General features: G+C 69.3%; 16 protein-coding genes. 5 read left to right on the top strand and 11 right to left on the bottom strand.

The features are described 5' to 3' along the window. Positions 1-28: 28 nt before the first annotated feature. From POL67_RS53590 to POL67_RS13755, 8 genes are all read right to left on the bottom strand, one after another. The gene (locus POL67_RS53590) at positions 29-3,412 is read right to left on the bottom strand and encodes a Zn-binding domain-containing protein (protein ID WP_271917773.1); all 3,384 of its coding nucleotides are present in this window, start codon (positions 3,410-3,412) and stop codon (positions 29-31) included. Beyond that, the gene (locus tag POL67_RS13785; protein ID WP_271917772.1) at positions 3,409-5,769 is read right to left on the bottom strand and encodes a hypothetical protein; all 2,361 of its coding nucleotides are present in this window, start codon (positions 5,767-5,769) and stop codon (positions 3,409-3,411) included. Before POL67_RS13785 ends, POL67_RS53590 begins: the two co-directional genes overlap by 4 nt. A gap of 15 nt (positions 5,770-5,784) precedes the next feature. Beyond that, complete coding sequence (locus POL67_RS13780; RefSeq protein ID WP_271917771.1) at positions 5,785-9,003, bottom strand: tubulin-like doman-containing protein; 3,219 nt, start codon at positions 9,001-9,003, stop codon at positions 5,785-5,787. 246 nt (positions 9,004-9,249) lie between these two features. After that, positions 9,250-9,768, bottom strand: a complete 519-nt coding sequence (locus POL67_RS13775) for a tellurite resistance TerB family protein (protein WP_271917770.1) — start codon at positions 9,766-9,768, stop codon at positions 9,250-9,252. 777 nt (positions 9,769-10,545) lie between these two features. Then, positions 10,546-10,989 carry a hypothetical protein gene (locus POL67_RS13770; RefSeq protein WP_271917769.1) on the bottom strand — a complete coding sequence of 148 codons (444 nt, stop codon included), beginning with the start codon at positions 10,987-10,989 and terminating at the stop codon, positions 10,546-10,548. A gap of 59 nt (positions 10,990-11,048) precedes the next feature. Further along, positions 11,049-13,169 (bottom strand): vWA domain-containing protein, encoded by a 2,121-nt coding sequence (locus POL67_RS13765; RefSeq protein ID WP_271917768.1) that lies wholly within the window; start codon positions 13,167-13,169, stop codon positions 11,049-11,051. 19 nt (positions 13,170-13,188) lie between these two features. Further along, positions 13,189-15,324 carry an SLC26A/SulP transporter family protein gene (locus POL67_RS13760; protein WP_271917766.1) on the bottom strand — a complete coding sequence of 712 codons (2,136 nt, stop codon included), beginning with the start codon at positions 15,322-15,324 and terminating at the stop codon, positions 13,189-13,191. Positions 15,325-15,551: 227 nt separating this feature from the next. Next, entirely contained in the window at positions 15,552-18,647 is a 3,096-nt protein-coding gene (locus POL67_RS13755) for a tetratricopeptide repeat protein (RefSeq protein ID WP_271917765.1), read from the bottom strand. A 390-nt stretch (positions 18,648-19,037) separates the two neighbouring features. Here POL67_RS13755 and POL67_RS13750 point away from each other — a divergent pair, with 390 nt between their 5' ends. Beyond that, entirely contained in the window at positions 19,038-19,631 is a 594-nt protein-coding gene (locus POL67_RS13750; protein ID WP_271917764.1) for a hypothetical protein, read from the top strand. 127 nt (positions 19,632-19,758) lie between these two features. Continuing rightward, the gene (locus POL67_RS13745) at positions 19,759-20,484 is read left to right on the top strand and encodes a mechanosensitive ion channel family protein (protein WP_271917763.1); all 726 of its coding nucleotides are present in this window, start codon (positions 19,759-19,761) and stop codon (positions 20,482-20,484) included. Between the two features lie 155 nt (positions 20,485-20,639). On the opposite strand, the gene POL67_RS13740 is transcribed toward POL67_RS13745, so the two are convergent. After that, entirely contained in the window at positions 20,640-21,566 is a 927-nt protein-coding gene (locus tag POL67_RS13740; protein WP_271917762.1) for a hypothetical protein, read from the bottom strand. 123 nt (positions 21,567-21,689) lie between these two features. Between POL67_RS13740 and POL67_RS13735 the strand changes: the two genes are divergently transcribed. The 3 genes from POL67_RS13735 to POL67_RS13725 are packed head-to-tail and all read left to right on the top strand — an operon-like array spanning position 21,690 to position 23,794. Further along, the gene (locus POL67_RS13735; RefSeq protein WP_271917760.1) at positions 21,690-22,226 is read left to right on the top strand and encodes a VOC family protein; all 537 of its coding nucleotides are present in this window, start codon (positions 21,690-21,692) and stop codon (positions 22,224-22,226) included. Between the two features lie 7 nt (positions 22,227-22,233). Further along, positions 22,234-22,890 (top strand): polysaccharide deacetylase family protein, encoded by a 657-nt coding sequence (locus tag POL67_RS13730; RefSeq protein WP_271917759.1) that lies wholly within the window; start codon positions 22,234-22,236, stop codon positions 22,888-22,890. Positions 22,891-22,927: 37 nt separating this feature from the next. Next, entirely contained in the window at positions 22,928-23,794 is an 867-nt protein-coding gene (locus tag POL67_RS13725) for a fumarylacetoacetate hydrolase family protein (protein ID WP_271917758.1), read from the top strand. A gap of 30 nt (positions 23,795-23,824) precedes the next feature. Here POL67_RS13725 and POL67_RS13720 read toward each other — a convergent pair whose 3' ends face one another. Both POL67_RS13720 and POL67_RS13715 read right to left on the bottom strand, forming a co-directional pair. Further along, complete coding sequence (locus POL67_RS13720) at positions 23,825-24,403, bottom strand: hypothetical protein (RefSeq protein WP_271917757.1); 579 nt, start codon at positions 24,401-24,403, stop codon at positions 23,825-23,827. 440 nt (positions 24,404-24,843) lie between these two features. After that, on the bottom strand, positions 24,844-25,452 hold the full coding sequence (locus POL67_RS13715; protein WP_271917756.1) for a hypothetical protein: 609 nt from the start codon (positions 25,450-25,452) through the stop codon (positions 24,844-24,846). Positions 25,453-25,593 lie beyond the last annotated feature (141 nt).

Genomic DNA, 25,593 nt, shown 5'->3' with positions numbered 1-25,593 from the left:
CGAGGGGCGCGAGGATACCCGAAAGGCGCTAGCTCCGGCCGAGGATCTTTCCGAGCAGCTCCCGCACCCCCCGCTTGTCGAGCTTCGTCTCGTCCCCCGGCGCCGCGTGGCATTGCGGGATTTGCAAGCACGAGGGGCACCCTTCCGGCGCGGCGCAGCGCGCCGGGCATCGCTCGACGATCGCCAGGGAAAACCCGGCGACCACGCGCAGGACGTCGAGCGTCACCGCCTCGGAGAAACCCACGCCGCCCGGATGCGCGTCGACAAACGCGATCGCAGGTGTCCCAGCAGCGCCAAAACGCGCGGCGCGCACGATGAGCAGGTCTTCCTCGCGGCACCACACGAATGCGGGCAAGGTGACGCGGAAGAGGTGCACGAGCGCGTGGAGCGTGCCCTCGCCGATCGCGCCGAACGAGGTCTCGGGCAGGGCGAGGACCGCGGCCTTCGTGGCATAACGATGCACGAGCGGCTCGGCATAGAGGGTCACGTCTCGCGGCTTTCCGTCGGGGCCGTGGCGGCGCAGGCCGAGGCTCTGCTCCTCGACCTCGACGAGCCTACGCTCGAAGACGAACGGCGCGCCGCCGAGCGATCGGAGCGGCTCGGCGCGGCGCTCGGCACGCTCCCCTTCCCTGCCCTCCTTGGGCGAGGCATCTTTGCGGCGCTCGATCGGCGTGACGGAGACCTCGCGAATGGGGCTCGTGATGAGCAAGCGCTCCTCGCGCTCGCACGCGACGCGGCCGGCGGCGAGGCCGTCCTGCTCGGAGGCGGGTTTGACCACGTACCGGCCGCCGCGGAAGACGAAGATACGGCCGGGATACGCGGCCGAGAGCATACGCGCGCGCTCGACGCCGTAGAGGACCTCGCCCGTGTGGCGATCGACGAGCCGCGCAGGCTCGGCCGCGACGTCGAAGCAAAGGGCCGGGTGCGCCTCGCCGGCCGCGGAGACCCGGAGGACCTCACGGCGCTCGCCGGTCTCCGGATCGAGGACGGTGTGCACGGTCCGCGCGAGGCGCGTGGCCTCAAGGGAAGTGCCTTCCGCGGGGGAAAGCTCGTTTTGCACGAGGGGGCGCGAGAAGTCCGCGGCGAGCTCGTCCTCGCTCCACGAGGCCTCGACGAGCGCCGCCCGGAGGTGCGCGCGTTGAATGGCCTCGGCGAGCGGATCGACGACGAGCGCGCAGCCGAGGTCGAGGTCGGGGTGGCGGAAGAGCGGGCGCTCGACCGCGAGGAGCGAGGAGAACGGGTCGGGATCGGGCTGCCAGAGGACGAGGACTTTCCGTTCGAGATCCGTCTGCGCGATGGCGTCGGCCTGGAGCTCGCCAGGCGATTGCGGGGTTTCGGGTTGGTCCGGCGAAACCTCTTTGGGCTCGGGCTTCGGAGGCGCGATGGCCTTGCCAACACGCTCGCCAGCGCCGAGGGCGGCGACGCGCGCTTCGGGGACGGTGGCGGCGCGGAAGCCCACGTGGGCGGCGAGGATCGGGCTCTTTCCGTACGTCGCGGCGCGGACGCGGGCGATGACGACTTCGGCCTCGGAGAGGGCGCGCGAGAGCTCGTGGCGTTCTTCGGCGAAGGCGCGGCCGCGCGTCGCGACGTCGCGGCCGAGGGTCCATTCGTTTGCCTGCGCGACGTCGGCCCGCGAGAGGACGTCGTCGTACCCGAAGAGCTCCGCGGAAAAACCCTGCGCGAGGGATTCGCCGAGCGCACGCACGGCGGGGTGGACGTCGGCCTGGGCGCGCGGGCGCGGGGGGAGGAAATACGAGATCATCGGCGGACGCGGGGCGCCGTCGACCTCGGGGCCGAGCACGAGCATGGGGCGGCCGACGAGGCGCTCGCCGAGCTGGCCAAGGTCGCGGAAGGAAGGATCGGCCGTGCAAAGGAAACGAATCCGCTCGCCGCGTTCGACCGTGCGAGAGGAGGCGCGCGCGGCGGCGCGGCGGAGGCGGCGGAGGAGCAAGGCGAGGTGCGCGCCGGGGGCGCCGTGCCATTCTTCGAGGTCCGGGAGGATGACGAGGCCGAGGCCGCCGAGGAACGCGGACCATTCTTTTTGCCGGCCGCAAAGCTCGCGGTGCACGCCTTCGGGGTCGGCGAAGACGAGCGAGGGCGATGCGTGCGTCGGATCGGCCGCGCCTGCGCCGGACGCGATGTTCGCGGCGTGGACGTTCCATTTCCAGCGCAAGGCCTCGGCCCGCGCGAGGACACGCCGCTCGGCCACGCGCGCGGCGGCCGCGGAGGGCGCGAGCCAAAGGACGTTCTCGGCCTCGACGAGGAGCGCGTAAAACAGGAGCAGGTCGAGGGTCGTGGTTTTTCCCGACAGAGGCGGCGTGCAAAGGAGGATGTTCTTGCGGTCCTCGAAGGCATCACACGCGAGGCCCTGGTGGACGTAGAGCCCCTTTGCGGCGCCGAGCTCGCGTGAGAGATCGTCGAGCAGACGTTTGGCGCGTAAATCAGTCCCGGGCGAGATACGGGCGGGCTCGAGGCCGGGCGTCTCGGGGGGAAGGAGCAAGGGGCCCTGGGCCGCGTGAATGGCCTCGACGAGCGGGCGGAGCTCGGGCTTCGGCGCGGGCGGTTCTTCCTTTTTTTCGGCCTCGGGCGGGTCGGGGCTTTTCGTACGGGTCGCGAGGTTTCTGCGCAGGCCGTCGAGCGCAATCGCGGCGCCGACCCAGAGCGGGGCCGAAAAATGTCCCGCGAGCGCGGCCGGGAGGGCGAGCGCGGCGAGGCCAGCCAGGGCCCACACGAGCGGACCTTGCCAACGTACGAAACGCGCCTCGACGTATTCGACGCTCGTCCAGTGGCCGAGGAGCTTGAAGACGCGGCCAAAACGATCGTCGGCGAGCGGCGCGCTCTCGACGGGTTTGACCGGGAGCGGCCGGCCCTCGGCGAGCGCCTTGGCGATGGCTTTTTGCTGTTCGAGCCGCTCGCGCGCGAGGACGTCGTCGGGCTTCTGTTCGAGCGAGCCGAGCTCTTCGAGCGTACGCGCGGCCCAGAAAACGAGGCCGAGGTACACGGCGGCGCCGAGGAGCAAGGCGAGCGGCAAATGCACGGGGCCGGGGAGCACGAATCGCCCGCCCGCGGCGAGGGCGAGGATCCGGCGCAAAGCCTCGTATGCTTCCCGCCCCTCCCCCGGCGCGAGGAGCAAAAGCACGCGCTCCTCGATCAACCGCATGTCGTAATGGGCGAGCAGGGCGTCGACGATCGCCACGACGAGCGAGAGCGCGAAGACGACGAGGCCGGCGAGGGCGAACAGAGGGCCGGTGGAGACGCGGACGGCGCGGAGTTCGAAGCGGGCTTTGGCGAGGGCGCCCAGGTAAAGGAGGATGGCGAGGGCGACGGCCATGCCGCCGAGGCTCGTGCGAATGGGTTTGGCCTGGGCGAGGCGCGACCATTCGCCGAGGAGCGCGAGGAGCGCGTCGATCACGATTCCTCCGAACGCGTAAGAGCGAGCGCTTCGAGCGGCAAGCCGGTGCGCGCGACGACGAGCAGGATCGAATCGGGATCCGGGGAGAGGGCACGCACGTCCCAGGCGCCCTCGAAGCCGCCCTCGGCAAGCGCGGCGTCGACGAGCTTGCGCGCCTCGGGCGGCGCGAAGAGGAGGCGAAGCGGAGCCTGCGCCTCGGCCGCATATTTCGGGACGATCTCGAGGCCGGGCGAGAGCTTGAGGAAGAGGCGGCGGAGGAAGCCCTTCGCCGAGGCTTCGGCAGCCTTGTGCAGCGCGGATGTGCCTTCCTCGAACGGCGAGGTCTTCTCGAAGGATTCGAGCTCGGCGTGGCAGAAGACGAGGAGATCGTCGTGCGCCGCGAACGGGGCCTCGGTCCAGGGGCGCTCGGCGAGGCTCTCGCGGAGCCAGCGTTCGGCCGCGGCGCTCGGCTCGGGCGGGCGAATTTCGGCGTAAATGGCGTCGACGTCGTCAGGGCCGACGATGGAGGCGTGCAGGACCGAGGAGGCGAGCATGCCCCCGGAGAAGAGGTTTCGTTCGCCCTCGTGTTCTTCGCGGTGCAAGGCGCGGTCGGCAGCGGCGAGGGCGGCGCGCGTGGCTTCGAGCGCGGCGATGATCTGCTCGATGCGGCCGAGGAGGTGAGCGAGGACGCGCTGGACCCAGAGAAGGCGCGCGTAATGCAAGCGGCGCTCGTAATGGCCGACGAGGTCCTCACGGATGTGCCGCGCAATCGACTGCGCGAGGTCATCCCGGGCCTCGCAGGCCCAGTTGTGGTGACGTTTACGGTGCTTCCAGAGGCGATAGCCCGTCGAATAGGCCGAGAGGGCAGCGCCGGCGAGGAGCGGGACGGGCGGGGTGAAAAAAGGGCGGAGGCGGCCGTCCGGCAAGGACGAGACGGCGTCGAAAAAAGGTGGGAAGGGCGCGAGCAAGGCGCGATAGGAGGAGACGAGCACGCCCGAAAGGAGGAGCGCGGAGGCGAGGCCGAGCGCCGCGCCGAGGACGGCCATGCGGCGCGGGCGCGGGCGATAGGAGATAGCTTCCTCCAGGGCCGCGAGTTTTTCCGCGAGCGGCGAGGCCGGGAGCGGCGAGAGCTCGGGGGCCTCGATCGCGCGGACGACCTCGTCGAGGTATCCCTTGGCGCGGGTGCGTGCGTCCCGTACAACCAAGAGGGCCCGCGCGTGGCCCGTGGGGCGCTCGGCGACGAGCTCGGCGACACGTGTCTCGATGGCGCGCTCGCCGCTTTCGAGGCGGACCTTGCCGCGTTGTTCGAGCGCGGCCGCGAGCTTGTCCATGCGGAACCGCTCGACCTCGTCCCGGAACGCGGCGATCGTGGCCTCGGCGCGCGCCCGGTAGAGCGAGCCGAATTTGCGTTCGAGGAGCGTCTCGGGGTCGTCGTCCCATTCGATCGGGGGGACGTCGATCGTCGGCGGCGCGAGCAATTCGGCGAGCGGTTCGGCCTCGCCGAGCTCGGTGTCGAGGCGGCTCTGCGTGGGAACGAGCGGCGCGGCGAGCGAGGCAATGTCAAGCGCGGACGGATCCACGGGGGAGCGGAGGAGCGCGAGGATCTCACGGCCGAGGCGCGCGGCGGCGATCCGCGAGAACGCCGCGTGATCAAAGGCGAGGCTCGCGCAGGCGAAGGTGGCGAACGTGCCGGGCGGCCCGTCGTCCTCGACGAGGCGACGAACGCCGCGATCGTCGTCACGCACGGGCGGCAAGCACAACGTCGAGAGGAACGCGGCAAAGGAGCGGACCATCTCGGCGCGGGAGAGGAGGTATTTGCCGCTCTGGTCCTCGACGAGATACACGCGGCCGCCGAGGCGCGCGCGGGCCGAGGAGGAGGTTTGGCGGGACAGGTCGGCGAGGGAGGCGGCAGCCCGCGCCATCACGGCCCGATCGCCGGCACGGGGGCAAACCAGGAGGGGGCAAACGACGAGCGCGCCGTCACCGGAGCGGAGGATGGCCGAAAAGGCGCGGCGCAGGCCCGAAGCGAGCGCGGCGGCGAGGGGCGCGACGAGGGGCGCGACGGACGGCTCGCCGAGGTCGGCGACGACGAGGACGTCGCAGAGCGGGCCACGCGGATCCGTGGGGGACGAGGAGCCGAGGTAATGGCCGACGTCGAGCAACGCGGCGAGGGCGTCCTCGGCGCGCTTCACGACCGGCGCATACGGGTCTTTCGCAGAAGGGTCGAGCCTGGCGCCGTCCGTTTTGCCATCCGCGCCGAGGGCGACATCGAGCGCGACGAGCGAGGCGCCGCGGGCCGCGCGCGCGACGTCACGGCCGAAGGCGCCCACGCCGACGAGCAGCGTGGGGCGCCTCGTTCGATCGTCGATTCCGCGCACGCGCCCCCCGGGGCCTCAGAGCCCTTTTTCCCGGCGGAACCCCGCGAGGCATTCGAGCTCGCGGGCGAGGTGATCGAGCTCGGGTTTGCCGCCCGCGCCGTCGGCGAGTTTGACCAGGCGCTCGATGTCGGCGACGTGCACCGCGAGGAGCGAGACGAGCTCGGCGAGGTTGCGGTCTTCCTCGATCCGCAGGAGCGCCGCGGCATACGCGCGACGCACCCAGGTCTTTTGCGCGTCGATGCGGCCACGGTAACTCGAAAATGCCTGGTCGCGGAATTTCCCGAGCTTGCGGCGGTCCTCCGGGAGATCCGGGTCCTCGATCAGGTAGACGCCCTCGGCGCGGCGGATGATGCCGAATGCGATGGCGAGCGTGAAATCACGAATGTCGTCCGTGCGGACCTGCTCCTCGCCGGCCTTCTTTTGGACATGCGAAAGCCGCTCGGTCCAGGCGAGCTTGGAGTCGTTTTCGCGCACGCCGTCGATCGAGATGCGGAAGAGGCGCGTGTCCGCGTCCGGCGCGCCCTCCCAGTTGCGGTCGATGTGCAGCGGGATCTGCGGCACGCCCTTGGGCAAACCCGGCACCTTCGCGCCTTCGGCGAGCTCCTTGTCCTTCACCGCGCGGTACCGGCGCTCATAGTCGGACAAACTCTTCACGGCGTGCAGCGGGCAGCCGAGCCGCGCGAGGTAGAAGATGATTTCGTACGGGTGGTCCGACGCGACGATCTGGCCACGATCGACGCGGTGCGTGGCGAGGTGCGCGAGCATGGGCCCGAGCGTGCGCTCGTAATCGCCGTGCATGACGACGTAGGCCTTGTCGGGCAGAAGCGGCGCGCCCGCGCCGAGCGTCAGGAAAGGCGCGCATTTCGCAGCCGCGAATTCGAGCTTGTCCTTGACGTACTTCTGGATCTCCTCCTCGGGCGTGCGGCGTGCTTCCTCGATCCACTGCGGATCGGACGCGGGCAGGAGCGGGCCGCCGCGGCGTTCGAGCCTGCGCGTGGCCGAGGCGAGCTGGGCCTCGAAACGGAGCTCTTCGTCGATGCGAAGGCCGCGCTCTTCGAGCCCACCCGCGATGCGGCCGCGGAGCGCGGCGGAGGCGAGCTGGACGAGATCGTCGATGATGCGGCGCTCGATATCCTGCTCGGCGCCGCCCTGGCTCGCGACCGACGCGAGGCGCGAGAGCGCGCCCGAGAGCTGGAGATCACTCGGGCGCACGAGGCGCGCATAGAGGTGATCCCACAGGCGATGGCCGGTGCGGTGATCCTGGAGGACTTCGACATCGAGGACGTAGCGGTTCGCGTCTCCGCCCTCGTGCCGACGGCCGCCCGCGGCGACGATGCGGGCCGCGCGTTCTTCGAGCCGGCGCTGGATACGATCGACCCGCGCGAAGAAGTGGAAGCTCGACAAACGGCGACGATCGAGCTCGCGCAGGACGGCCGAGAAGTACTCGATCAAGGCATTCGCGCGAATGCGGGCGCGGAGGCCGTCGAGCACGTCGCGGTACCAGCCAGCGAAGGAGGCGGCGACCTCGAAGTAATCGTTTTCCCGGCCCGGAAGTTTTTCGAGCAGCGTCTCCGGCGCAGCCGCGGCGAGCTCGTCGACGCGGCGCTTGAAGTCCTCGCCGAGGCGGCCGTCCGTGAGGACGAGGCCACGCTCGTACGCCTTGCGCGCGGTCTCCTGCTCGGCCGCGACGGCCTGCCGGAGCAAGGCATGGAAGTAGCGCGCCTCGGTCGGGCCCTTGTCCTTCGCGAGCTCGGTGAGCGCGATCTCGCCGGACTCGGCCGCGACGCGCAGCGCTGCCTCGCGTGCCCGCTCGCGCGCGGCGTCCTCGCTCTTGCCGACCTGGACCTTGAGCGCGGCGAAGGCCTGCGCGGTCTCGGAGCGGACGCGCTCGGGATCACGCTCGAATGCCGAGAGCTCGGCCTCGTCCCAGCCGCGCAGCTTGATGGCCTCGTCGATGCGCTTGGCGACGTCCTCGCGCGTGCGGCGGAGGAACGCGCCGATCGTGCCCTCGCCGCCGCTGCCGCCGCCGCGCGCCCACTCGACGGCGCGGCGATACGGCTCGGACTCTTCGCCCTTGCCTTCGGCCTTGCTCTCGAGGCCACGGACGAAGGCAAGATCTGCCGCGTCGAGATCGGCTCCGTCGCCGAGGGCCGCGCTGCCCCCGGGCACGGCCGCGAGCAAGAGCTCCGCGCCGAGCTTCAACGCCGCGTGTTCGAGGACGTCCTCCACGGGCAGGACGAGCGCGCCGATGCCGAAGGAGCCGAACGACTTCGTGAAGGCCTGCTCGTCGAGCTGCATGAGCTCGCGCGTGTCGTTGTCGAGCGTCGAGCCCTCGCGATCGAGGATGGAGGTGAAGATCTGCGCGTGCGCGGCGTCGGAGATCGCAGGGTAGACCTCCTGCGAGTCGGCGAGGACGACGCCGCTCTCGGTCTTCTCCTCGACGAGATAGACCTGATCGAACGGAGGCCGATCGACGAGGACACGCTCGGGGTTGTCCGGGTCGTAGTGGAACTCCACGGGCGCGGCGGGGCCGGCGCTCTGGAGGAGCTCGAGCTCCTGGAGGGCCGCGTAGCCATTCGACATGATCTTGTCGAACTGGTTCGGCGGCAGGCCCTTGCCGCGGAAGACGTTCGGCAGGACGAACGTGCCGATGATGCGATGTCCACGCTGGCCGCCGAGGAGGCGCCGGACCGTGAGTGCCATCGTGGCGAAGCCGCCGGAGCCGGTGCCGCCGGCGAGGGAGGCATAGATGTGGATCTTGGCGGCCTTGTTGGCGCGGAAGGGGTTGTGGACGTCGTAGGCGCGCCGGATCGCCTTCTCCAGGGTTTCGAGGATCTTGGCGCGATCGTTTTCGAGGTGGTGGTAGAGCGAGAGGCGGCTCTCGATGCGGATCTGGCCGGCGCCCTTGCCGCGGTGCGCGCGGGGCTGGTACCACGCGGGCCACCACTGCTCGAAGAGGGGATCGGCCTTGGCGTGGAGCTTTCCACGCTTGAGCTCGACGTACTCGGGCTTGTCGAAGTCCGAGAGGACGAATTTGTGGGCCGCGTCGATCCAGACGAGCCGCGCGAGGTCGTCGGCGTCGGTGTCGAACGCGAAGAAGTGAACGAGGTCCTTGTATCGCTCGAACGAGTCTTCCTGCTTCACCTTGCGGGCGAGCTCGTCGACGATGGCGCCTCCCGCGCCCCCGAGACCAATGAAAAACGCGGGGGCGATCTTCTTTTCGCTGAGCGGCATGCGATTTCCCCTCCCCGAGAGCGGGGGGCGCAGAGCGTACCAGAGACGGAAGAGCCGTGGAAAGCGGAACTTTTCAGGCGGCGGCGTTCAGAACGTGCGCCTCGAACCGTTCACGCTCTTCGGGATCGATCGCACCCTCTTCGAGGGATACGTATCCATCGCTCCCAAGCGTTTCCCTGTTGCAGGAAGCTCCTCGGGAGTATCCCGACGCACAAGGGGGGTCCCCTCGGCGTCACGCCGGGGGTTTCACGCCGGGTCTGACGAGGAGGTGTCCGCGCGCAACGACGGAGGCGTCCCCGCCGGATACACGAGCTTCACCCGTCGCTCCCACAGCCGGGCTTCTTCGAGGGCGATTTCTTCGATTTGGCGGATCAGATCCTCGGAGATCCCGAGCTTCGTGCCCATCTTGCGCACAGTGGCCCTCTCCCGGTCGTTGTATTCTCCATCGGCGCTGCAAGCTCGAATCGCGTCGTAAATGAGGACGCGCCGTGAAGCATCCGCCTGCGGGCTCCGGGCGAGCAGCTTCTCGATGTCTTCGTCGGCCTTGTAGGTCTTGAGCTCGTCCAGCAACGAGTCGAGCGCGCCCAGCGCAGACCCATGCCCGAGCACCCACTCTCTTTCAGCGGGCGTCAGGTTGCCGTCTCCGTTGGCGCATGTGAGAATCGCCTTCAGATAGCCATCGAACGCCTCGAGCGTCGGCAATTTGTCGACATTGCACTTCTGCTTGAGCGACCACAAAAAACCAAGCTCTCGATTCGTCGTCATATTTCACCTCGATGTTATCATCGTCGTTGGATGCGATGATTCTGTGCCGCTGCCCAGGCGCCCCGAAAGCGGGGGGCGCAGAGCGTACCAGAGGCGCGTGGAAAGCGGTAATCTTCCGGCGGCGCGCGTGGCGCCGTCGTGAACGCGTCGGCGAACGGGCAGGTGATGCCGGAGCGGGGGCCGCTCGGGGAGGTCGTGACGATCGTGGTCGTGCCCCTCCTCGCCGAACTCGAACGGTCGTCCCGTGGCGAGAGACCCGCCGCGAGGACGAGGCAGCCCCCCGATCACCCCCCGAAGAAGAGCAGGCCGACACGCTCTACGACGCGCTCTGGAAGGCGCGCCATGGCGAGATCATCCCCGACGCGAGCGCCGGCCAAAGGCAACGGCAGCGGCGGAACCGGGGAAACATAAGGCTCTCGACGCACCCTCCGGCGCTCGCCGGACGTCCGATCCCGCCGAGGACCCTTCCTCCCGAACAAACGCCTCCCCCCGTCGCCGAGCGACGCTTCTTCGCGCGGACGCGCCTCCCCTCGGTCCGCCGCGGGAGGGTCGTTTCCAAAAAACGACGACACGAACGGGCGCTCGACCGGTCCGTGGCCCGCCGAGGCGAGGCGCGGCCTGGAGAGGAAGGAGCGTGTGGCCGGTGCGGCTCCCGTTTTTCGAAAGGGATGGGTCCGGCGACAAAAAACGGAGCCGTTTTTTCGGCGAGGACAGGTCGTCCGCCGGTTCGAGCTTTCAGGATCGCCGCCGGGCGGGTCGGGGCGCCGTTTTCCGCGCTCAGGGCGCGGTGGTGAACGTCGAGGTGGCGAGCACGTACTCCTTCTGGTTCGCGCCGCCGCCGATCACGCAGAACCACCCCGCCGTCAACGTATACTGGGTCGCCGGGGAGAGCTCGTAGATCGTGTAATCCCCCATGGCATCGGAGCCAAAGTCCTTCGACGCGACGAACATGTCTCCAGGCCCCGTCACCCGCTCGAACCGATCGGGGATCCCGTCCGAGTACGCGATTCGCATCTTGACGTCGACGGGGACGTCCGTGGCGCCGTCCGTGGGAGCTACGACCGTCGCGGTGTAGGGCCGGCCCTCGCATTGGGCGAAGGGATCCGCGCCGCCGCTCCCGCCGTCACCGCCGCTCCCGCCGTCACCGCCGCTCCCGCCGCTCCCGCCGCTTCCACTGCCGCCACTTCCGCCGCCCTCCGAGCCGCATGCCACGGCGGTCATCGAAAGGAGAAACAAGCCAGCCAAGACCCTTCGGTTCATATCGTGAGACCTCCTGAAGCTCAGCGCGGACTCCACCAGAAGACGAGCCCCGTCCCTTCGATCGCGTATTTCACGCCCGGCGAGACGCGGAACCAGCCATTCACGAGCCGCGGCTCGCGGGGCTCGCCCGCGCCGAAATCGTCCTCGCGCGGGAGCTCCGTCGCGCGTTTGCCCGCGACAGGGCGAGCGAGGACGGCGCCGCCGGGGCCCGCGCGGAGCTCGACGACGCCGCCGCGCGGCATGGGGCCCATCGGGCCGATGGTGACGCGCGCCGATCGATAAAGGCCCGCGCGCGCCTTCGCCCCGAGTGGGAACTTGGCCTGGCGCGGGAGATCGGGGTCGCGGCGATCTTCGTAATGGAGGATCGCCGTGCGCCGGAACCGCGCCGGGAGCATGAGGCCGATGACGAGGAAGAAGGTGAAGAAGGCGACGAGAAAGAGCTGGATGTTGCGGCCGTGGCGCTCCCAGAAGGTGAGCGGGACGATCGTCACCGGGACGCGGACGGTGACCGCGCGATCCTCGAAGCCGACGGGCTTCTTCGGGACGAGGCGGAGCGTGACCTCACGCGGGCCCGGCGGCGCGTCGCGGCCGACGGCGAGGTTGATGCCGAATTCTTTCTTCGTGGCAGGGCCAATCTCGAGGTCGCGATGCGAAAGCGACATACCCTCGCGGTTGCCCTCGTTCTCGAGGTGCTCGTGCTCGATGTCGGCGAAGATGAGCTCGCCGACATCGCTGCCTTCGAGGGAGATGATGGCGACGGCGCGACCGTCCTGTTTGACCACGCCAAACGGGGTGGCGACGGCGGCTTTCAGGTGAATCGGGGGAATGACGCGGAGCGCAGCGCTCTGGGCCTCACGCGTGAGGACGCCCGACTCGCCCGGGCTCATGCGGCCGAGGAGGCACAAGGCGCCTTTTTTCGAGGGCGTGATCGTGGCCTCGAACGAGCCGTCCGGGAGCGGGCGGAGAGGCACGGGAGCGGCCGAGGCGAGGGCCGCGTCGTCGCAGGCATTCACGCCTTCCACGGACGCGAGGGAAAACGCGTGGCGGTCGAGGAAGGTTTTCGAGGGGGCTTTGCCGCCCGGGGTCGCGAGGCGGAGTTTCAGGGTGGCGCTTTTGCCAATTTCGAAAACTTCGGGCAATCCCGGGAACGTGAGGTGCAAATCGAGGTTCTGCAGGACCGCATACCGGCCCCCGGTGCCGCCGCCGGAGACGTCGAGGCGATAGGCGCCGGGCTCGGGGGCGTCGAGGCGCAGGAGGCGGTACGCAGGGTTGTCCGAGAAATACACGCCGGGACGATCGCCCGTGGTGGAGACCTCCGCGCCCTTCGGGTCGAAGAGGCGCATGCCAAGCTTCGGGGGGCCGACGAGGACGAGGTCGAGCGAGCTCGCGCCTTCGTCGATCGGGATGGAGATCGAAGGCGCAGACGCGCCCTCGGAGAGGCGGCTGCCAAAGAGGCGGGCGTAGATGTCGGCGAAGAGGCGCGGGAGCTCGTCGGGGCGGTCCGTGGCGACGCCGATGCCCCCCGTGCGGCGGCCGAGGTCGTCGAGGAAGGCGCGGGGGGCGCTCTTGGACAACCCGACGGCGTAGATGCGGGTTTTCCCGAGGGAAGGGACGAGGTCGTCGAGCACCTTGGCCTGACAAACTTGTTCGACGCGGGCCTTGCCGCCGGACGCGCGCGTGGTCTCTGCGAGCGGGCCTTGCGGGTCGGGATCACAACGGCCGTCCGTGAGGAAGACGATGAGGTCCTGGTCGCCGGGGGCGCGAGGTTTGGCTTCGAGGAGGCGGCGCGCGCCTTCGAGGCCGGCGGTGAAATCGGTCCAGTTGCCGTCGTTGCCGACGGCGCGGACGGCGCGCTTGCTCTGCGCGCGATCGTCGGGGGTCCGCACGACGACGAGGGAGGCCATGGCGTCGCGCGCGGCGCCGTCGAAGCCAACGACCGCGAGCTCGTCGCCGCTGCGCGTGAGGTCGACGAAGAGCTCGGCCGCGACCTTGCGGAGCTCCTTGGGATCGGTGCCGCGCATCGACGAGGAGGCGTCGATGACGAGGACCGTACGGAGCGCGCCGTCGGCCGACGCGAGGCGCGGCGCGAGGAGCGCCCCGGCCATCGTCGCAGTGCAGAGGAGCCTCGGGAGGATGTTCATGGCGCCCGGGGCTTTCGCCTCAATTGAAGAGGGTCTTCGATGCGCCCGTCGCGAGGACCATCCGCTCGGCGAGCAGGCAAGCGACGAACTGGTGGAACGAAGCCGCGAGGTGCGGCGCTTCGCGCGTCATGCGCTCGAGTGCGCCGAGCGAGAGGCGATAGAGGACCGTGGGGCGGAGGGTGACGACCGTGGCCGAGCGGCGCGTGCCGAGGTAGAGGCCCGACTCGCCGACGACGGTGCCCGGTCCCATCGTGCGCAGGCGCTTGGTCTTGCCGCCGTCGAGCTCGAGCCAGGCCGTGAGCTCGCCGGACTCGATGAGGTAAAGGTCCTTGGAGACGTCGCCCTGGCGGTAGATCTGGTAGCCCGCGGGCGCTTCGACGCGTTCGAGGTATTCGAGGAAGCCAGAGACGAACTCGCGGGTGCGGAAGACACTTTCGAGCTCGTCGACGAGCTTCGTCGGCGGGAGCATGCTCGGCGGCGCAGCGCGCAAGACCTCGTTCTCGCACCACTCGAGGCCATGATCGAGGTCGGGGAAGAAACGGACGCGCTTCGATCCATCCGCAAACCCGCCCCGCTCGAGCTGGTTGCGGACGGCGCTCGGGAGGTCGGTGAGGACGAGCGTGACGCCGTTCGATCCTGCGAGCTTGCGCATGCGGACGAAGGAGAGGACCGCCGAAGAGTCGATGCCGTCGACGTGGCGGAAGTCGAGCAAGACGTACCGCGTGGTGGCGGGATCGTCGCCGAGCATGCGGTGGTGCACGTGCTTGAGCAGCGAGTACGAGGTGCCGAAGAAGATGTAGCCCTGGAGCTGGAGGATGTAGAGCTCCCTGCAGCGCTCCTCCAGCGTGAGCTCGTCCCCGGCGCTGCGCTCGACGTTGCTGCGGACGTCAGAGCCGACCGCCGCGCGCTTGATGACGTCGATGCGGCTGTAGTTGACCGCGAAGAGGACGGAGGAGACGACGATGCCGACGCCGATCCCCGGGAGGAAGCCGATCCAGGCGATGACGACGAGGATGATGACGACGAGGCCGTACTCGACGCGCGGGAGGCGGAACCAGGAGTCGTAGAGGGTTTCGAGGAGGAAACCCGCGCCGAGGAAGACGAGCAAGCCGCCGAGGACGGGCTTCGGGAAGTACGAGAAGACCGAGGCGCCGAAGAAGAGGGCCGCGGCGCAGATGCCCGCGGAGAGGATGCCCGCGATGCGGCTCTCGGCGCCGGCCTTGTGGTTCAAGGTCGACTCGCTGAGCGAGAGGTACCCGACCATGCCGAAGCCGAGGCCCGCCGCGAGGTTCGCGACGCCCGTCGCGCGGAGCTCCCGATCGAGGTCGATCTCGCGCTCGGTCGCGATCTCCAGGCCCGAGGCGTTGAGGAGGATCGAGATCGTCGCGAGCATGGTGACCGCGAGGAGGTTGCCCGCATTCGCGCCGATCTCGGCCCAGTCGATGCGCAGCGCCTCGGACGGCGCCATCGGCGGCCAGAGGGCGCCGCTCGGGAAGGGGCCGAGGAGCATGCCGCGATCGAGGGCCTCGGCGACCGTGCCGCCCGCCGCGTACAGGACGCCGTAAAACATGGCGACGGCGAAGACGAGCAGGCCCGGCAAGAGCAGGAAGTGGTGGTAGCGCCGGAGCAGGATCGTCAAGAAGAGCCCGAGCGTGAGGCCCGGGACCCAGTTGACGATCGCATCCGCGCGGAGCAGCAGCGGCAAGGACGCGAGGGAGAACTCGGTGCCCACCATGACCGAGATGGATCCCGTGAAGAGGAGCCATCCCGTGCCCGCGAGAAACCCGCCGACGACAGGATACGGGATGAAGCGGACGAGGGTGCCGAGGCGAAGGCCGCCGAGGACGAGGAAGAGGCCCCCCGTGACGAGCGCCGAGAGCGAGCAGACCGCGACGATCGTGGGGAAAGGATCGCCGCCCTTGGCCGTGATGCGGCTGCCGATCGCCGAGGCGACGAGGGCGAGGACGACGGCCGTGTTCTCCTGCGGCGCGGCGATGACGGCGCGGTAGGAGCTGCCAAGGGCGACGATCGCGCCGATGATGGCCGATCCCGCGAGGGCCATGCCGATGCCCGCCGGCAGGTATCTCGTCAGATTGCCGGAGAAAATGAGCGCCGCGAGCGTGATGCTGAACGTGGCGACGAGGGTGCCCGACATGGCCCCCGCGAAGAGGCCGGACAGGACGCGCGATCCACGGAGCCCACGCCTGAGGGAGGGCGCGGGCGTCGAAGGCATCGGCGGACTCTGCTGCCCTTCCATCGTCGTCGTCGGGAGAAGCTCGAGGGGCCGTCATCTTCGGCGAACAGGGGCGCCCCTGGCAAGAGCAGCGCACATGGTCGCCCCCGAGCCCACAGGCGCCGCGTCGGGACAGCGATCGTTTGAACTCAGCCGAGCTCGCGGGCGATGGCCTGCGCCTGCTCCTGGAGCGCGACGGCCTCGTTCACGTGGCCCTGCTGGTGGTGCAAGCTGGCGAGGTCTCCCAGGATCTTGCCCTCGTCCCGACGATTTCCGACCTTGCGCGCGATGTCGAGGGCCTGCTCGAAGAAGGTGCGCGCGAGCTCGAACCGGCCTTGCTCCTTGTGCAAGACCGCGAGGCTCTTCAGCGCGAGCCCCTCGTTCCACAAGCTCTGCGCCTCGCGCGCCGTCGTGAGCGCCTGCTCATAGAAGGCGCGCGCGCTCTCGATGCGCCCCGTGGCCCAGTTGACGCGGCCGAGGCCGAGCAGGCCGAGCGCCTCGGACGCGCGATCGCCGAGCTTCTGCGCCTCGTCGAGGACACGCACGTGCTCCTGCATGGCCTCCTCGTGCCGGCCCTGGAGCTCGAGGACGTCGCGGCCGAACTCGTAGCGCACGACGACGCTCTCCAGCGTGGGCTCGGTCGTGAGCTTGAAGTAGGCGCGGTAGAGGCGCTTGGCCTCGCCGTGGGCGTAACGTTCGGCGGCCTTGCGCGCGCCGGCGAGGAAGTACCAGCGGGCGCGCTTGGGTTGCCCGGCGCGTTGCCAGTGGCGCCCGAGCGCGGTGAGCTGACCCGTGAGGTCGTCCTCGTGCGCGACCTCGATGGCCTCGGCCGCGCGGCGGTGCAGCTCCTGCAAGCGCGCGCGGGACTGCATCTCGTAGGCCGCGTTCCGCAAGAGCACGTTGCTGAAGCGGTAGCGGCCCTTGCTCATCGGCGACCAGATGCACTGCTCCTCGCCGACACGGACGAGCTCGGGCAGGTGCGGGTCGTCGTCCATCATGCGCGAGAGGATGCGCAGATCGAACTCGCGGCCGAGCGTGGCGGCGGCCTGGACGACACGCTTGACCTTGGGTTCGAGGCGATCGAGCCGCGCGATGAGCAGGCTGTTGACGTCATTCGGGAGGAGGAAAATGCTCGGCGTCGAGACGCCCGTGTCTTCCTTCTCCTTCTTCTTGCCCGCGAGCTGATTCGCCTCGAGCCAGTACGTCATGATCTCCTGCGCGAAGAACGGATTGCCGTTCGCGTTTTCGCTCAGGAACATGGCGAGCACCTCGGAGACGGGGCCGCCCATGAGGCCCTCGGCGAGCTCGCGCAGTTTTTCGCGCGAGAGCGGGCCGAGCGTGACGGCGTGCTGCGGGACGTTCTCGTCGAGCTCGATGCGGAAGGGGCTGCCGTCGTCGTTGTTGCGGCAGGTGCAGAGGATCGCGACGGGGCAATCCTTGACGGCCTGCGCGACGTGGCTGACCGCTTCGAGCGAGTCGCCGTCGGCCCAGTGCGCGTCTTCGAGGTGGAAGATCACGGGCTGGAGGAGGCTCTCGGCGCGGAGCCAGAGCGAGAGCGCGGCGAGCGTGCCGGCGAAGCGGAGCTTGGGATCCATGCGCTCGTAGACCGAGCCGTCCCAGCGGATGCCGATCATCGCGGCGAAGACGCTGCGGGCCTTTTCGAGCTCGCGCTTGAGCGAAGCCTCGCTGTCCGGGAGGCGGTCGATCAAGAGATCGAGGACGTCGTCGAAGTTGACGTGTTTCTCCTCGCGGCCCGTCGCCGACGACTGAACGAAGTACTCCTTCAGCGCGTACTCGAAGGGGTTCAAGCTCGACCGGAGCGTCTGATCACAACGCGCGTCGATCCAGAGGAGCGGGCGCTCTTTCTTGTTGTCCTCGAGCTTGCGGCGGTACGTGTCGACGAGGAAGCTCTTGCCGAGGCCAGGCTCGCCGTCGACGTAGACGATGCCCGCGTTCTCGCGGGCGAAGATCGGGCCGAGGTGCGTGGTGAGGTCCTTGAGCTCCTGCTCGCGCCCCACGAGGCCGCGGGCGAGGAACTCGCGCTGCACGGCGACGCGCTTGCGATCGAGGACGTAGACGCTGATCGGCTGCTCGAAGCCCTTGAAGAGGTGATCGCCCGCGGGCTTGAAGTGGTGCGTGCCCTGGGCGCGCCCGGAGACCTCGCCGTCGCACCAGAGCTCCTTCCACGGCGCGCTCATCATGAGGCGCGCCGCGAGGTTCGTCGCGGGGCCGAGGCACGCGAACTCCTGCCGCTCGGTGCCGCCGTTGAAGCCGGCGTACCGGAGGCCGTGGGTGATGCCGGCGCGGATCTGCATCCCCTTCGGCGCGTTCTTGCGGAGGCCGAGCGCGAAGTCGAGCGCGCGCTCGGTGTCGTTCTCGTGCGTGATCGGCGCGCCGAAGTGGATGAGGCAGTTGATGCCCTTGTCGCCCGAGTCGACGCCCGTGAACGTGCCTCCGTAACGGCTCGCCTCGACGTCGACGAGCTTGATCAGATCCTCGAAGCTCGGGATCTGATCAAACGAGACGAAGACGCTCGTGACGTGGCGGAACTCGCCCTGCGGCGGCATGTCGCGGATGCCCGGCGGGACGAAGTGCGCGCCTTCGCCTTGCGGGCGGACGCGCGGCACGGGCGGCAGCGGCATATCGGAGGTGTCCGCGAGCTTGAGCACGCCCTCGGCGATGGGCGTGACGGCGCGGCCCGCGATGCGCTGCTGGAAGGCGAGATCCATGAGGATGTCGCCCTTCTCGGCGTGGTGCTCGATCGAGGCGCACTTGTCGATCGCAGGGCCGCGGAAGTAGCAGTACGCGCGCTCGGGCGAGGTGCGGACGATGCCCCACTCGACGGCGCCCCACGAGAGGCCGACCTTGTACGAGAAGGGGAACGTGCCGAAGCGCGTCGCGCGGACGGCGCGGTTCAAGAAGAACTGCCGCATCTTGAGCGCCGCGGCGAGCGCGTGCTCGGCGACGTTGCGCCCCGTCGAGTGCGGGAAGACGGCCGTGAACGCGTCGCCCGCGAAGCCGACGATGATCCCGCCGAGCCCGTGCACCGCGCCGATGAGCGGGTCGAAGTAGAAGCGCAGCGTGCCGGCGAGGATCTCGGCGCCCTCGCGGCCGTGCGGGAAGAGCTTCTCCGTCAGGTTCGTGAAGCCCGGGATGTCGATGAAGAGCGCCGCCGCCGCGAAGTTGCCTTCGGTCCTCCCCCTCGTGTCCTGGTACAGGATGAAGTCGGGGACGAGCGGGTTCATGTCCGTGGATTCCGACGCTCCGAAAGCGGCAAGCTCGCGCTGCCGCGGCGCCCCGGCGACCCCCACGACGCACCGAGCAAAGATGCCCGATGCGGGCGTGGGCGCCACGCGACGCCAGAACGCAGAGTGCAAGGGACGCGAGCAAAAATCAACGGAAGCTTGACGAGAGGGCGCACGCGATCCCGCCGGCGTTGGCTGTCGTCCCATGCGCACGCGCGAAAGCCCTGCCCGCGAGGCCCGGGAGCGGCGCAGGCGGAAAGTGGCGCAAGGCGCGCGATACCCCCTTGGCGGCCTCACGGGCCTGGGATACGCAAAAAGTGCCCCCGTCCTTCCGTCGACGAGATGGCGCCGCCGCGGAGCGCGGCGACGAGGGGGTGCGTGAAGAGACGCATGAGCGCGAGAAGACCCTCGGATTCGGAGCACGATGGCGATCTCGTCGATCCCTCGTTCGGGGCGGGGGGGTCGCCCGAGCCTCCTCCCGTGCTCAGGCCCTCGGCCCCTCCGAACCAGGCAAACGTCCTCGTCGGTGGCGGGGAGCGCGAGGCGCGTGCCTACGTGGGCCCCACGGCGCTCCCCGCGGCGCACGTGCCGAACCCCGCGGAGACCGCAGGCAAGGTCGCCATCGCGAGCAGCGTCGATCCGCGGCGCATGCCGACGGTGCGAATCTCGCCAGGACGCGCCAAACCGCTCGCCCCGGGAGAGCGCCCCGCGCCGCCCGAGGCGCTCGTGTCTCCGTTCGGCCCCGTGAGCCCGCGCCCGCCCCCGCCGTCCGCGCTCGTCGTACCGCATTCGGCGCCGCACAGCGCGCCTTCGTCGGCCAAGGTGTCCTCGCGCCCCGAACCCGCAGGCAGCCCGGCGACGGCGATCTGGGTGCTCGCGGTGGTGCTGGCCGCGCTCATCGGCGCCGGCGTCGCGCTCTACATTCGCCGGAACATGCCGGCGAAGGAGCCGCCTCCGCCCGTGCCCGCCGCGCCGCACTCCTGACGACACGTCGATCCATGGTTTTTGGTTTTCCCGCGCTCGCCGGACGAACGGCGTCGAGCGCGCGGAGAACGGGGCCCCGTCGAGCCGGTCCGCGCATTGCATTCGCGTTCGGGTCGGAGGACCGAACATGGATCGGAGCACGTTTTGGCTCAGGGCTGCGTGGAACGATTTCCTCGCGTTTCTGCCGGATCTCCTGTGGGGTCTCGCCATCCTGGTGGTCGGCTATTTCATCGCGAGGCTGCTCGCCTCGATCGCGAGGCCGCTCCTGCACCGGGTGGGCTTCGACCGGCTGGTCGACAGGCTGGGCATCGCGATGCGAGCGGACCGAACGGAGCAGGGATCCCGCTGGGGCGCGTCGATCGTCTTCTGGGTGACCATGCTCATCGTGGTGATGTACGCGGCCGACGTGTGGCGCCTCGGCGCCGTGGCCGCGGGGATCGCAGCGATCATCGCGTACTTGCCGCACGTGCTGGCAGCCGCGGTGATCTTCGGCGCGGCGCTCCTGTTCGCGAACTGGGTGCGCGCGCGGATGCTGGAGACGAACGGAGCGAGCGTGCCGGGCGAGACGCCGACGACGTCGCAGCGTCCGCTCGTGGCAGGCGCGATCCGGGCGGGCATCCTGGCGCTCGGCGCGTTCATGGCGCTGCGGGAGCTGCAGATCGCCGAGGAGATCGTGACGCTCGCATTCTCGCTGACGCTCGGGGCGATCGCGCTTGCCGCGGCGCTCGCATTCGGGCTCGGCAGCCGTGACGTGGCCGGCCGCGTGGCGCGTCGCTGGTACGAGGATCGGCTCGGCAAGCGGGCAACCACGGGCGCATCGGACGACGAGCACCACATCATCACGCCTCCCTGAGGCGGACGATCCAAGCGGGCCGGCGCATTCGAGGCCCCTCTCGCCCGCGCGGCGGGAGGGGCCTCGCGTTCGCCGGGGATGCGCGGGGGGTGCCCGGTCGTGATCGCGGGCTGCTCGGCGACGTCCGAGCGGGAGGGCCGCCGCGCAGCGAGCCCTCATTTGGGGGGGAGCGGGATGTCCTCGGCGGCGATCCGGAAAATCAGGTATGCGCGAAACGTATTCGATCCCGTCGACTGGAAGGGATTCGCGATGCCGCCGGGCTGATACCACATCCAGTGCGCTTCCGGGTCGATGCTGGCCGTGTCCGGGGGCGCGGCGCCCGTGGGGCACGTGGGGGGAAATGTCCCGCCCGGCGTCGGATCGTTGGCCTCGCCGACCGCGAGCGTTCCGATGGCGCCCGGCGTCACGGCGCCGGCCGCGTTCACCCAGCCTCCGCTCGTGGTAGCGTCGTCGCCGCTGCCGCTGTTGCAGATGGCGATCTGCTCATTGATCTCGGCTTGCGTGGGGCCGGTCTGGCTGCTCTGCATGTTGATGCCGGTCGCGCATGCCTCGAATTGGGCGTCGCCGGTATACAACGGCGCGCCGGTGCCGCGACGAAATTGCCCCAGCACGCCTTGTGTCACGGAGAGGTCGTCCCAGGTCACGATGTAAAGGTACGCGGACGGAGGGGCCTCGGCGGCGGGCACGAGGTACGCTTCGGGGCCCTCGCCGCAGTTGAAAATCTGGCCGGCCGTCTGCGCGCGGGAGCCCTGAATGAATGTCGTGATGCCCGCGGCGTCGCCATACCCGAAGCTGTAGGCGTTGTCGGCCGTGAGGACGACGTCGACGTCGACCGCGGGGACACCTCCACCGCTGCCGCTCGTGAAATTGATTCCGCCTTCGCCGCCTTGATTCCCCCCCTGCCCCATGCCGCCCATACCGCCGATGCCGCCCATGCCGCCCGAGGACCCGCCGCCGGTCGAGCTCCCCGCGCCGCCGGTCGAGGTCGTCGTCCCCCCGGTGCTGGTGCCGCAGGCGAGCGCTACGAGGCTGACGATTGCACCAAGAAACCAGACCCTGTCGAGGTGGAGGAAGGCATGCATTGAAGAACGGTACCTGATGCGGCCCGGACGTGTCCACCGTCTTCGACGCACCGCGTCCCGACGAAATGGCTTGACCGCTGGAACCCCGAAACTAGCCTTTCGATAGAGTAGGAAGGAGATTGCATGAGCGCACGACGGCCGAGCCGGCTGCATCACACGGCATACGTCTCGAAGGACCTCGAAAAGACACGCGCGTTCTACGAGGAGATCATCGGCCTGCCTCTGGTCGCCACGTGGTGCGAAGCCGACGAGCTCTTTGGCGAGGTGCGGACCTATTGCCACTGTTTCTTCGGCCTCGAAGACGGGAGCGCGCTCGCGTTCTTCCAGTTCGCCAGCGACCGCGATCAGGACATCTTCGGTCCGCCGATGCCCGCGTCGCCGTTCCACCACATCGCGCTTTCGGTCGACGCCGAGACGCAACGCGCGATCGAGGCGCGCATCGAGAAAGCGGGCTATCGCGCGCCGGACACGTACGTGCTCGAGCACGGGTACTGCCGGTCGATCTACGTGAAAGACCCGAACGACATGATCGTCGAGCTCACGTGCGACGCCCCGAAGGCGGTCACGCCGGAAGCCGAGGAGGCGCGGCGCAAGGACGCGCATCGCGAGCTCGCGCGCTGGCTCTCCGGCGACCACACCTCGAACAACACCTACCGGTGACGTCGCGTTGAGGCGCGCGACGCTCACGTTCGACAACGGGCCCGACCGCGTGATCACGCCGGCGGTGCTCGACATCTTGCGGCGAAGAAACGTCCGGGCGCACTTCTTCGTCCTCGGCAAACATCTCGTGGAGCCTGAAGGCCGCGCGCTCGTCGCCCGCGCGGTCGCCGAAGGGCACTTCGTCGGCAATCACTCGTTCACCCACGAGGTTCCGCTCGGCGACGATCCGCGCCCCGACGCCGTCGCCGCGGAGATCGCCGCGACCGACGCGTGGCTCCTGCCGCTCGTCCCGGGCCCCAAGCGCTTTCGGCCGTTCGGCGGCGGCGGCCTCCTCGGGCCGCATCTGCTCAGCCGCGCCGCTGTCACCTACCTCGTCGAGCAGGGCTCTTCCTGCGTCCTCTGGACCTCCGTCCCGCGCGACTGGGTCGACCCGAAGGGCTGGGCGGCGCGCGCGCTCGCGGATTGCCTGGCCCAGCCGCACGCGGTCATCGTCTTGCATGACATCCCCGGCGCATGCCTGGCCGGGCTCGAAGGCTTCCTCGACGCTGCGGAGCGCGAGGGCATCGAGCTCGTCACCGACCTTCCGGTCTCCGTCACGCCGATCCTGGAGGGCAAGATCGTCGGCGATCTCGACGCCCTCGTCGCCGCTGGTGTAAAGCATTGAACCAGCGCACCGTTCGATGCCCTTTCGGAGGTAGACCTTGAAACTGTCGTCGCTCTACGCGAACGAAACACCTTTCCTCGGCGCACGCCGCGCGGACGGGATCGTCAATGTGAGTGCTGCCCTCCCGGGATTGCCGACGGACGTGGGCGCGCTCCTCCGGTCGCCCGCCTATGACACGCGAGAGCTTGCGGACGTCGTCGCGCGAACGGCGGCGAGCGCGCTCCTCCGCGACGACGAGGTCCGGTTTCGCCCGGTCCTCCCGGCGCCGGGCAAGTTGCTTTGCCTCGGGCTCAATTATGTCGATCACGCGGCGGAGAACGCGCTCAAGCCGCCGGAGTACCCGGTCGTCTTCGGGCGGTATCCGACGAGCCTCGTGGGTCATGGGGAGCCGCTCGTGCGGCCGTCGGTGTCGACGCACTTCGACTACGAGGCCGAGCTCGTCGTCGTGATCGGAAAGACGTGCCGCAACGTTTCTCGCGCGCAGGCGCTCGATCACGTCGCTGGATATACCTTGCTGAACGACGGATCGATTCGCGACTATCAAATGCGCACGCACCAGTGGACGATTGGAAAGAACTTCGATGCCACCGGCGCGCTCGGCCCCGAGCTCGTCACCGCCGACGAGCTGCCTCTGGGCGCCAAGGGCCTCGTGCTTCGCGGCGTTCTCAACGGAAAGGTCATGCAGGAGGCGAACACATCGGACATGGTCTTCAGCGTCGCCGACGCCATTGCGATCCTGTCCGAGGTGATGACGCTCGAAGCCGGCGACATGATCGCGACCGGCACGCCCGGGGGCGTCGGCTTCGTGCGCAATCCGCCGGTGTTCCTGAAGCCGGGGGACGTCTTCGAGGTCCAGGTCGAGCGCGTCGGGACGCTGCGCAATCACGTCCTTGCGGAAGGGTGAAACCCCGGCGCTACGCACCGGAACACGTCCTCAGGGCTGCCGGCAATCCGCAGGGACCGTGCAGACACCGGCCGCGCTATCGCAGCTCGCGAGCGCGCGAGCGACCTCCGCCGCTACCTCGGGGACGGCGACCTGCGCTCGGCAATGCAAGGGGCGCGGCGCGTCGGCCATGCAGAGCAGGATCACGTCCTCCCCGACGATCCCTCTCGTCGGCTCGACGTTCTGGCACAGGCCGGCGGAGCACGCGTACGCGGCGTTCGGAAATTCCGGGCACTCGTCGTCCGCGTCGCACGCGACGAACCTGCACAGCGGCGCGTTGGTGAACCAGCCGCCGCCGTCCAACTCGACGACCGAGCAGAGCTTGATGAAGTTATCCATACTATACGAATAAGAAACGTTGCTGCGGCCGCACTGCGCCGGCCGCGGCGCATCGAGGGGCTCTATCTCGCATCGCTCGTCGTCAGGGCACGTCCACAAGAACGTCGCGCCTGTCGTGTCCCGCACGACCCTGGTGTTGGAATCCCCGCAGGAGATGTTCAGCGCGGCGGAGAGAGCGACCAGCAACCACCCCCCCCGGGTCAGACCGTATCGAATCTTGCACATCGACATGTTGTCGTCCATACGGCACATGGCCGGATGCTGTGTCAAGTGTGAGCACGAATCCGCCCGCCGCCTCCCGCGCGCCTTCTCCCCGCCCCTGCGGGCCCCCGCATCACGTGGACGACGTCCGCGCTCCATCTCGGCCCACCTGCCCCGCCGCACGGGGGTGTGGCTCCCTCTTGCACGGAATACTCGAAGTGCTCGGTCGTGAAGAGCTTCGTGAAAACGGGTTCCTCGCCGCCGCACGCGGCAAGGGACAGGAGCGCTGCACGAAGAACAAGCCGGGCGGGCCCCACCCGTGCGGAGCGGGGGGGGTCGCCACCTCTCAGAGGGTGTTCCACAGGCGTCGCGAGCGGCTCGAGGCTAGGGAGGCCGAGTGAGGCGTACTCTGTACGTCGAGCGAGGCCGACCGACGCATCGAGCCGCGCAGCAGCCTGTGGAACACCCTCTCAGGGCTGCCGGCAATCCGCAGGTACCTTGCAGACACCGGTCGCGCTATCGCAGCTCGCGTGCGCGAGCTGGAACTGCGCCGCTACCTCGGGGTCTTCGATCTGCGCTCGGCAATCCGAGGGGCGCGGCTCGTCGGCCATGCAGAGCGTGACCACGTCCCCTGCATCGCGGATCTCTCCCTTCCGCTCGACGTTCTGGCAAATGCCGGCGGAGCACGCGTACGCGGCGTCCGGAAATTGCGGGCACTCGTCGTCCGCGTCGCACGCGACGAACCTGCACAGCGACGCATCGGTGAACCACGCGCCGCTGTCCAACCCGACGACCGAGCAGATCTCGATGAACCTACCCCACGAATACGAATAAAAAACCCTGCCGCTCTCGCCGCTGCCGCTGTCGCACTGCGCCGGCGGCGGTGCATCGAGGGGCTTGATCGCGCAGCCCTCGTTGAAAGAGCCATCTTCAGCGCACGTCCACGAGAACGTCGCGCCTGTCGTGTCCCGCAACACCTCGGGGTTGGAGTTCCCGCAGGAGATGTTCAGCGCGGCGGAGAGAGCGACCAGCAGCCACACCCCCCGGGTCAGACCGTATGGGTTCTTGCGCATCGACATGTTGCCGTCCATACGGCATACGGCCGGGTGTGGTGTCAAGTGTGAGCACGAATCCGCCCGCCGCCTGCTGCGCGCCTTCCCCCCGCCCCTGCGGGCCCTCGCATCACGTGGACGACGTCCGTACTCCTTGTTGGCCCACCT

The sequence above is a fragment of the Polyangium mundeleinium genome (assembly GCF_028369105.1).
Taxonomy (GTDB): Bacteria; Myxococcota_A; Polyangia; order Polyangiales; family Polyangiaceae; genus Polyangium; species Polyangium mundeleinium.
Note: the sequence above shows the minus strand (reverse complement) of the source record. Positions and strands in the feature narration are given on the sequence as shown.

Coding starts and splice junctions, on each gene's coding strand:
- POL67_RS13780 (WP_271917771.1), bottom strand. CDS start 9,003: ATGCCGCTCAGCGAAAAGAAGATCGCCCCCGCGTTTTTCATTGGTCTC.
- POL67_RS13775 (WP_271917770.1), bottom strand. CDS start 9,768: ATGACGACGAATCGAGAGCTTGGTTTTTTGTGGTCGCTCAAGCAGAAG.
- POL67_RS13770 (WP_271917769.1), bottom strand. CDS start 10,989: ATGACCGCCGTGGCATGCGGCTCGGAGGGCGGCGGAAGTGGCGGCAGT.
- POL67_RS13765 (WP_271917768.1), bottom strand. CDS start 13,169: ATGAACATCCTCCCGAGGCTCCTCTGCACTGCGACGATGGCCGGGGCG.
- POL67_RS13760 (WP_271917766.1), bottom strand. CDS start 15,324: ATGTCGGGCACCCTCGTCGCCACGTTCAGCATCACGCTCGCGGCGCTC.
- POL67_RS13755 (WP_271917765.1), bottom strand. CDS start 18,647: ATGAACCCGCTCGTCCCCGACTTCATCCTGTACCAGGACACGAGGGGG.
- POL67_RS13750 (WP_271917764.1), top strand. CDS start 19,038: ATGAGCGCGAGAAGACCCTCGGATTCGGAGCACGATGGCGATCTCGTC.
- POL67_RS13745 (WP_271917763.1), top strand. CDS start 19,759: ATGGATCGGAGCACGTTTTGGCTCAGGGCTGCGTGGAACGATTTCCTC.
- POL67_RS13740 (WP_271917762.1), bottom strand. CDS start 21,566: ATGCATGCCTTCCTCCACCTCGACAGGGTCTGGTTTCTTGGTGCAATC.
- POL67_RS13735 (WP_271917760.1), top strand. CDS start 21,690: ATGAGCGCACGACGGCCGAGCCGGCTGCATCACACGGCATACGTCTCG.
- POL67_RS13720 (WP_271917757.1), bottom strand. CDS start 24,403: ATGTCGATGTGCAAGATTCGATACGGTCTGACCCGGGGGGGGTGGTTG.
- POL67_RS13715 (WP_271917756.1), bottom strand. CDS start 25,452: ATGTCGATGCGCAAGAACCCATACGGTCTGACCCGGGGGGTGTGGCTG.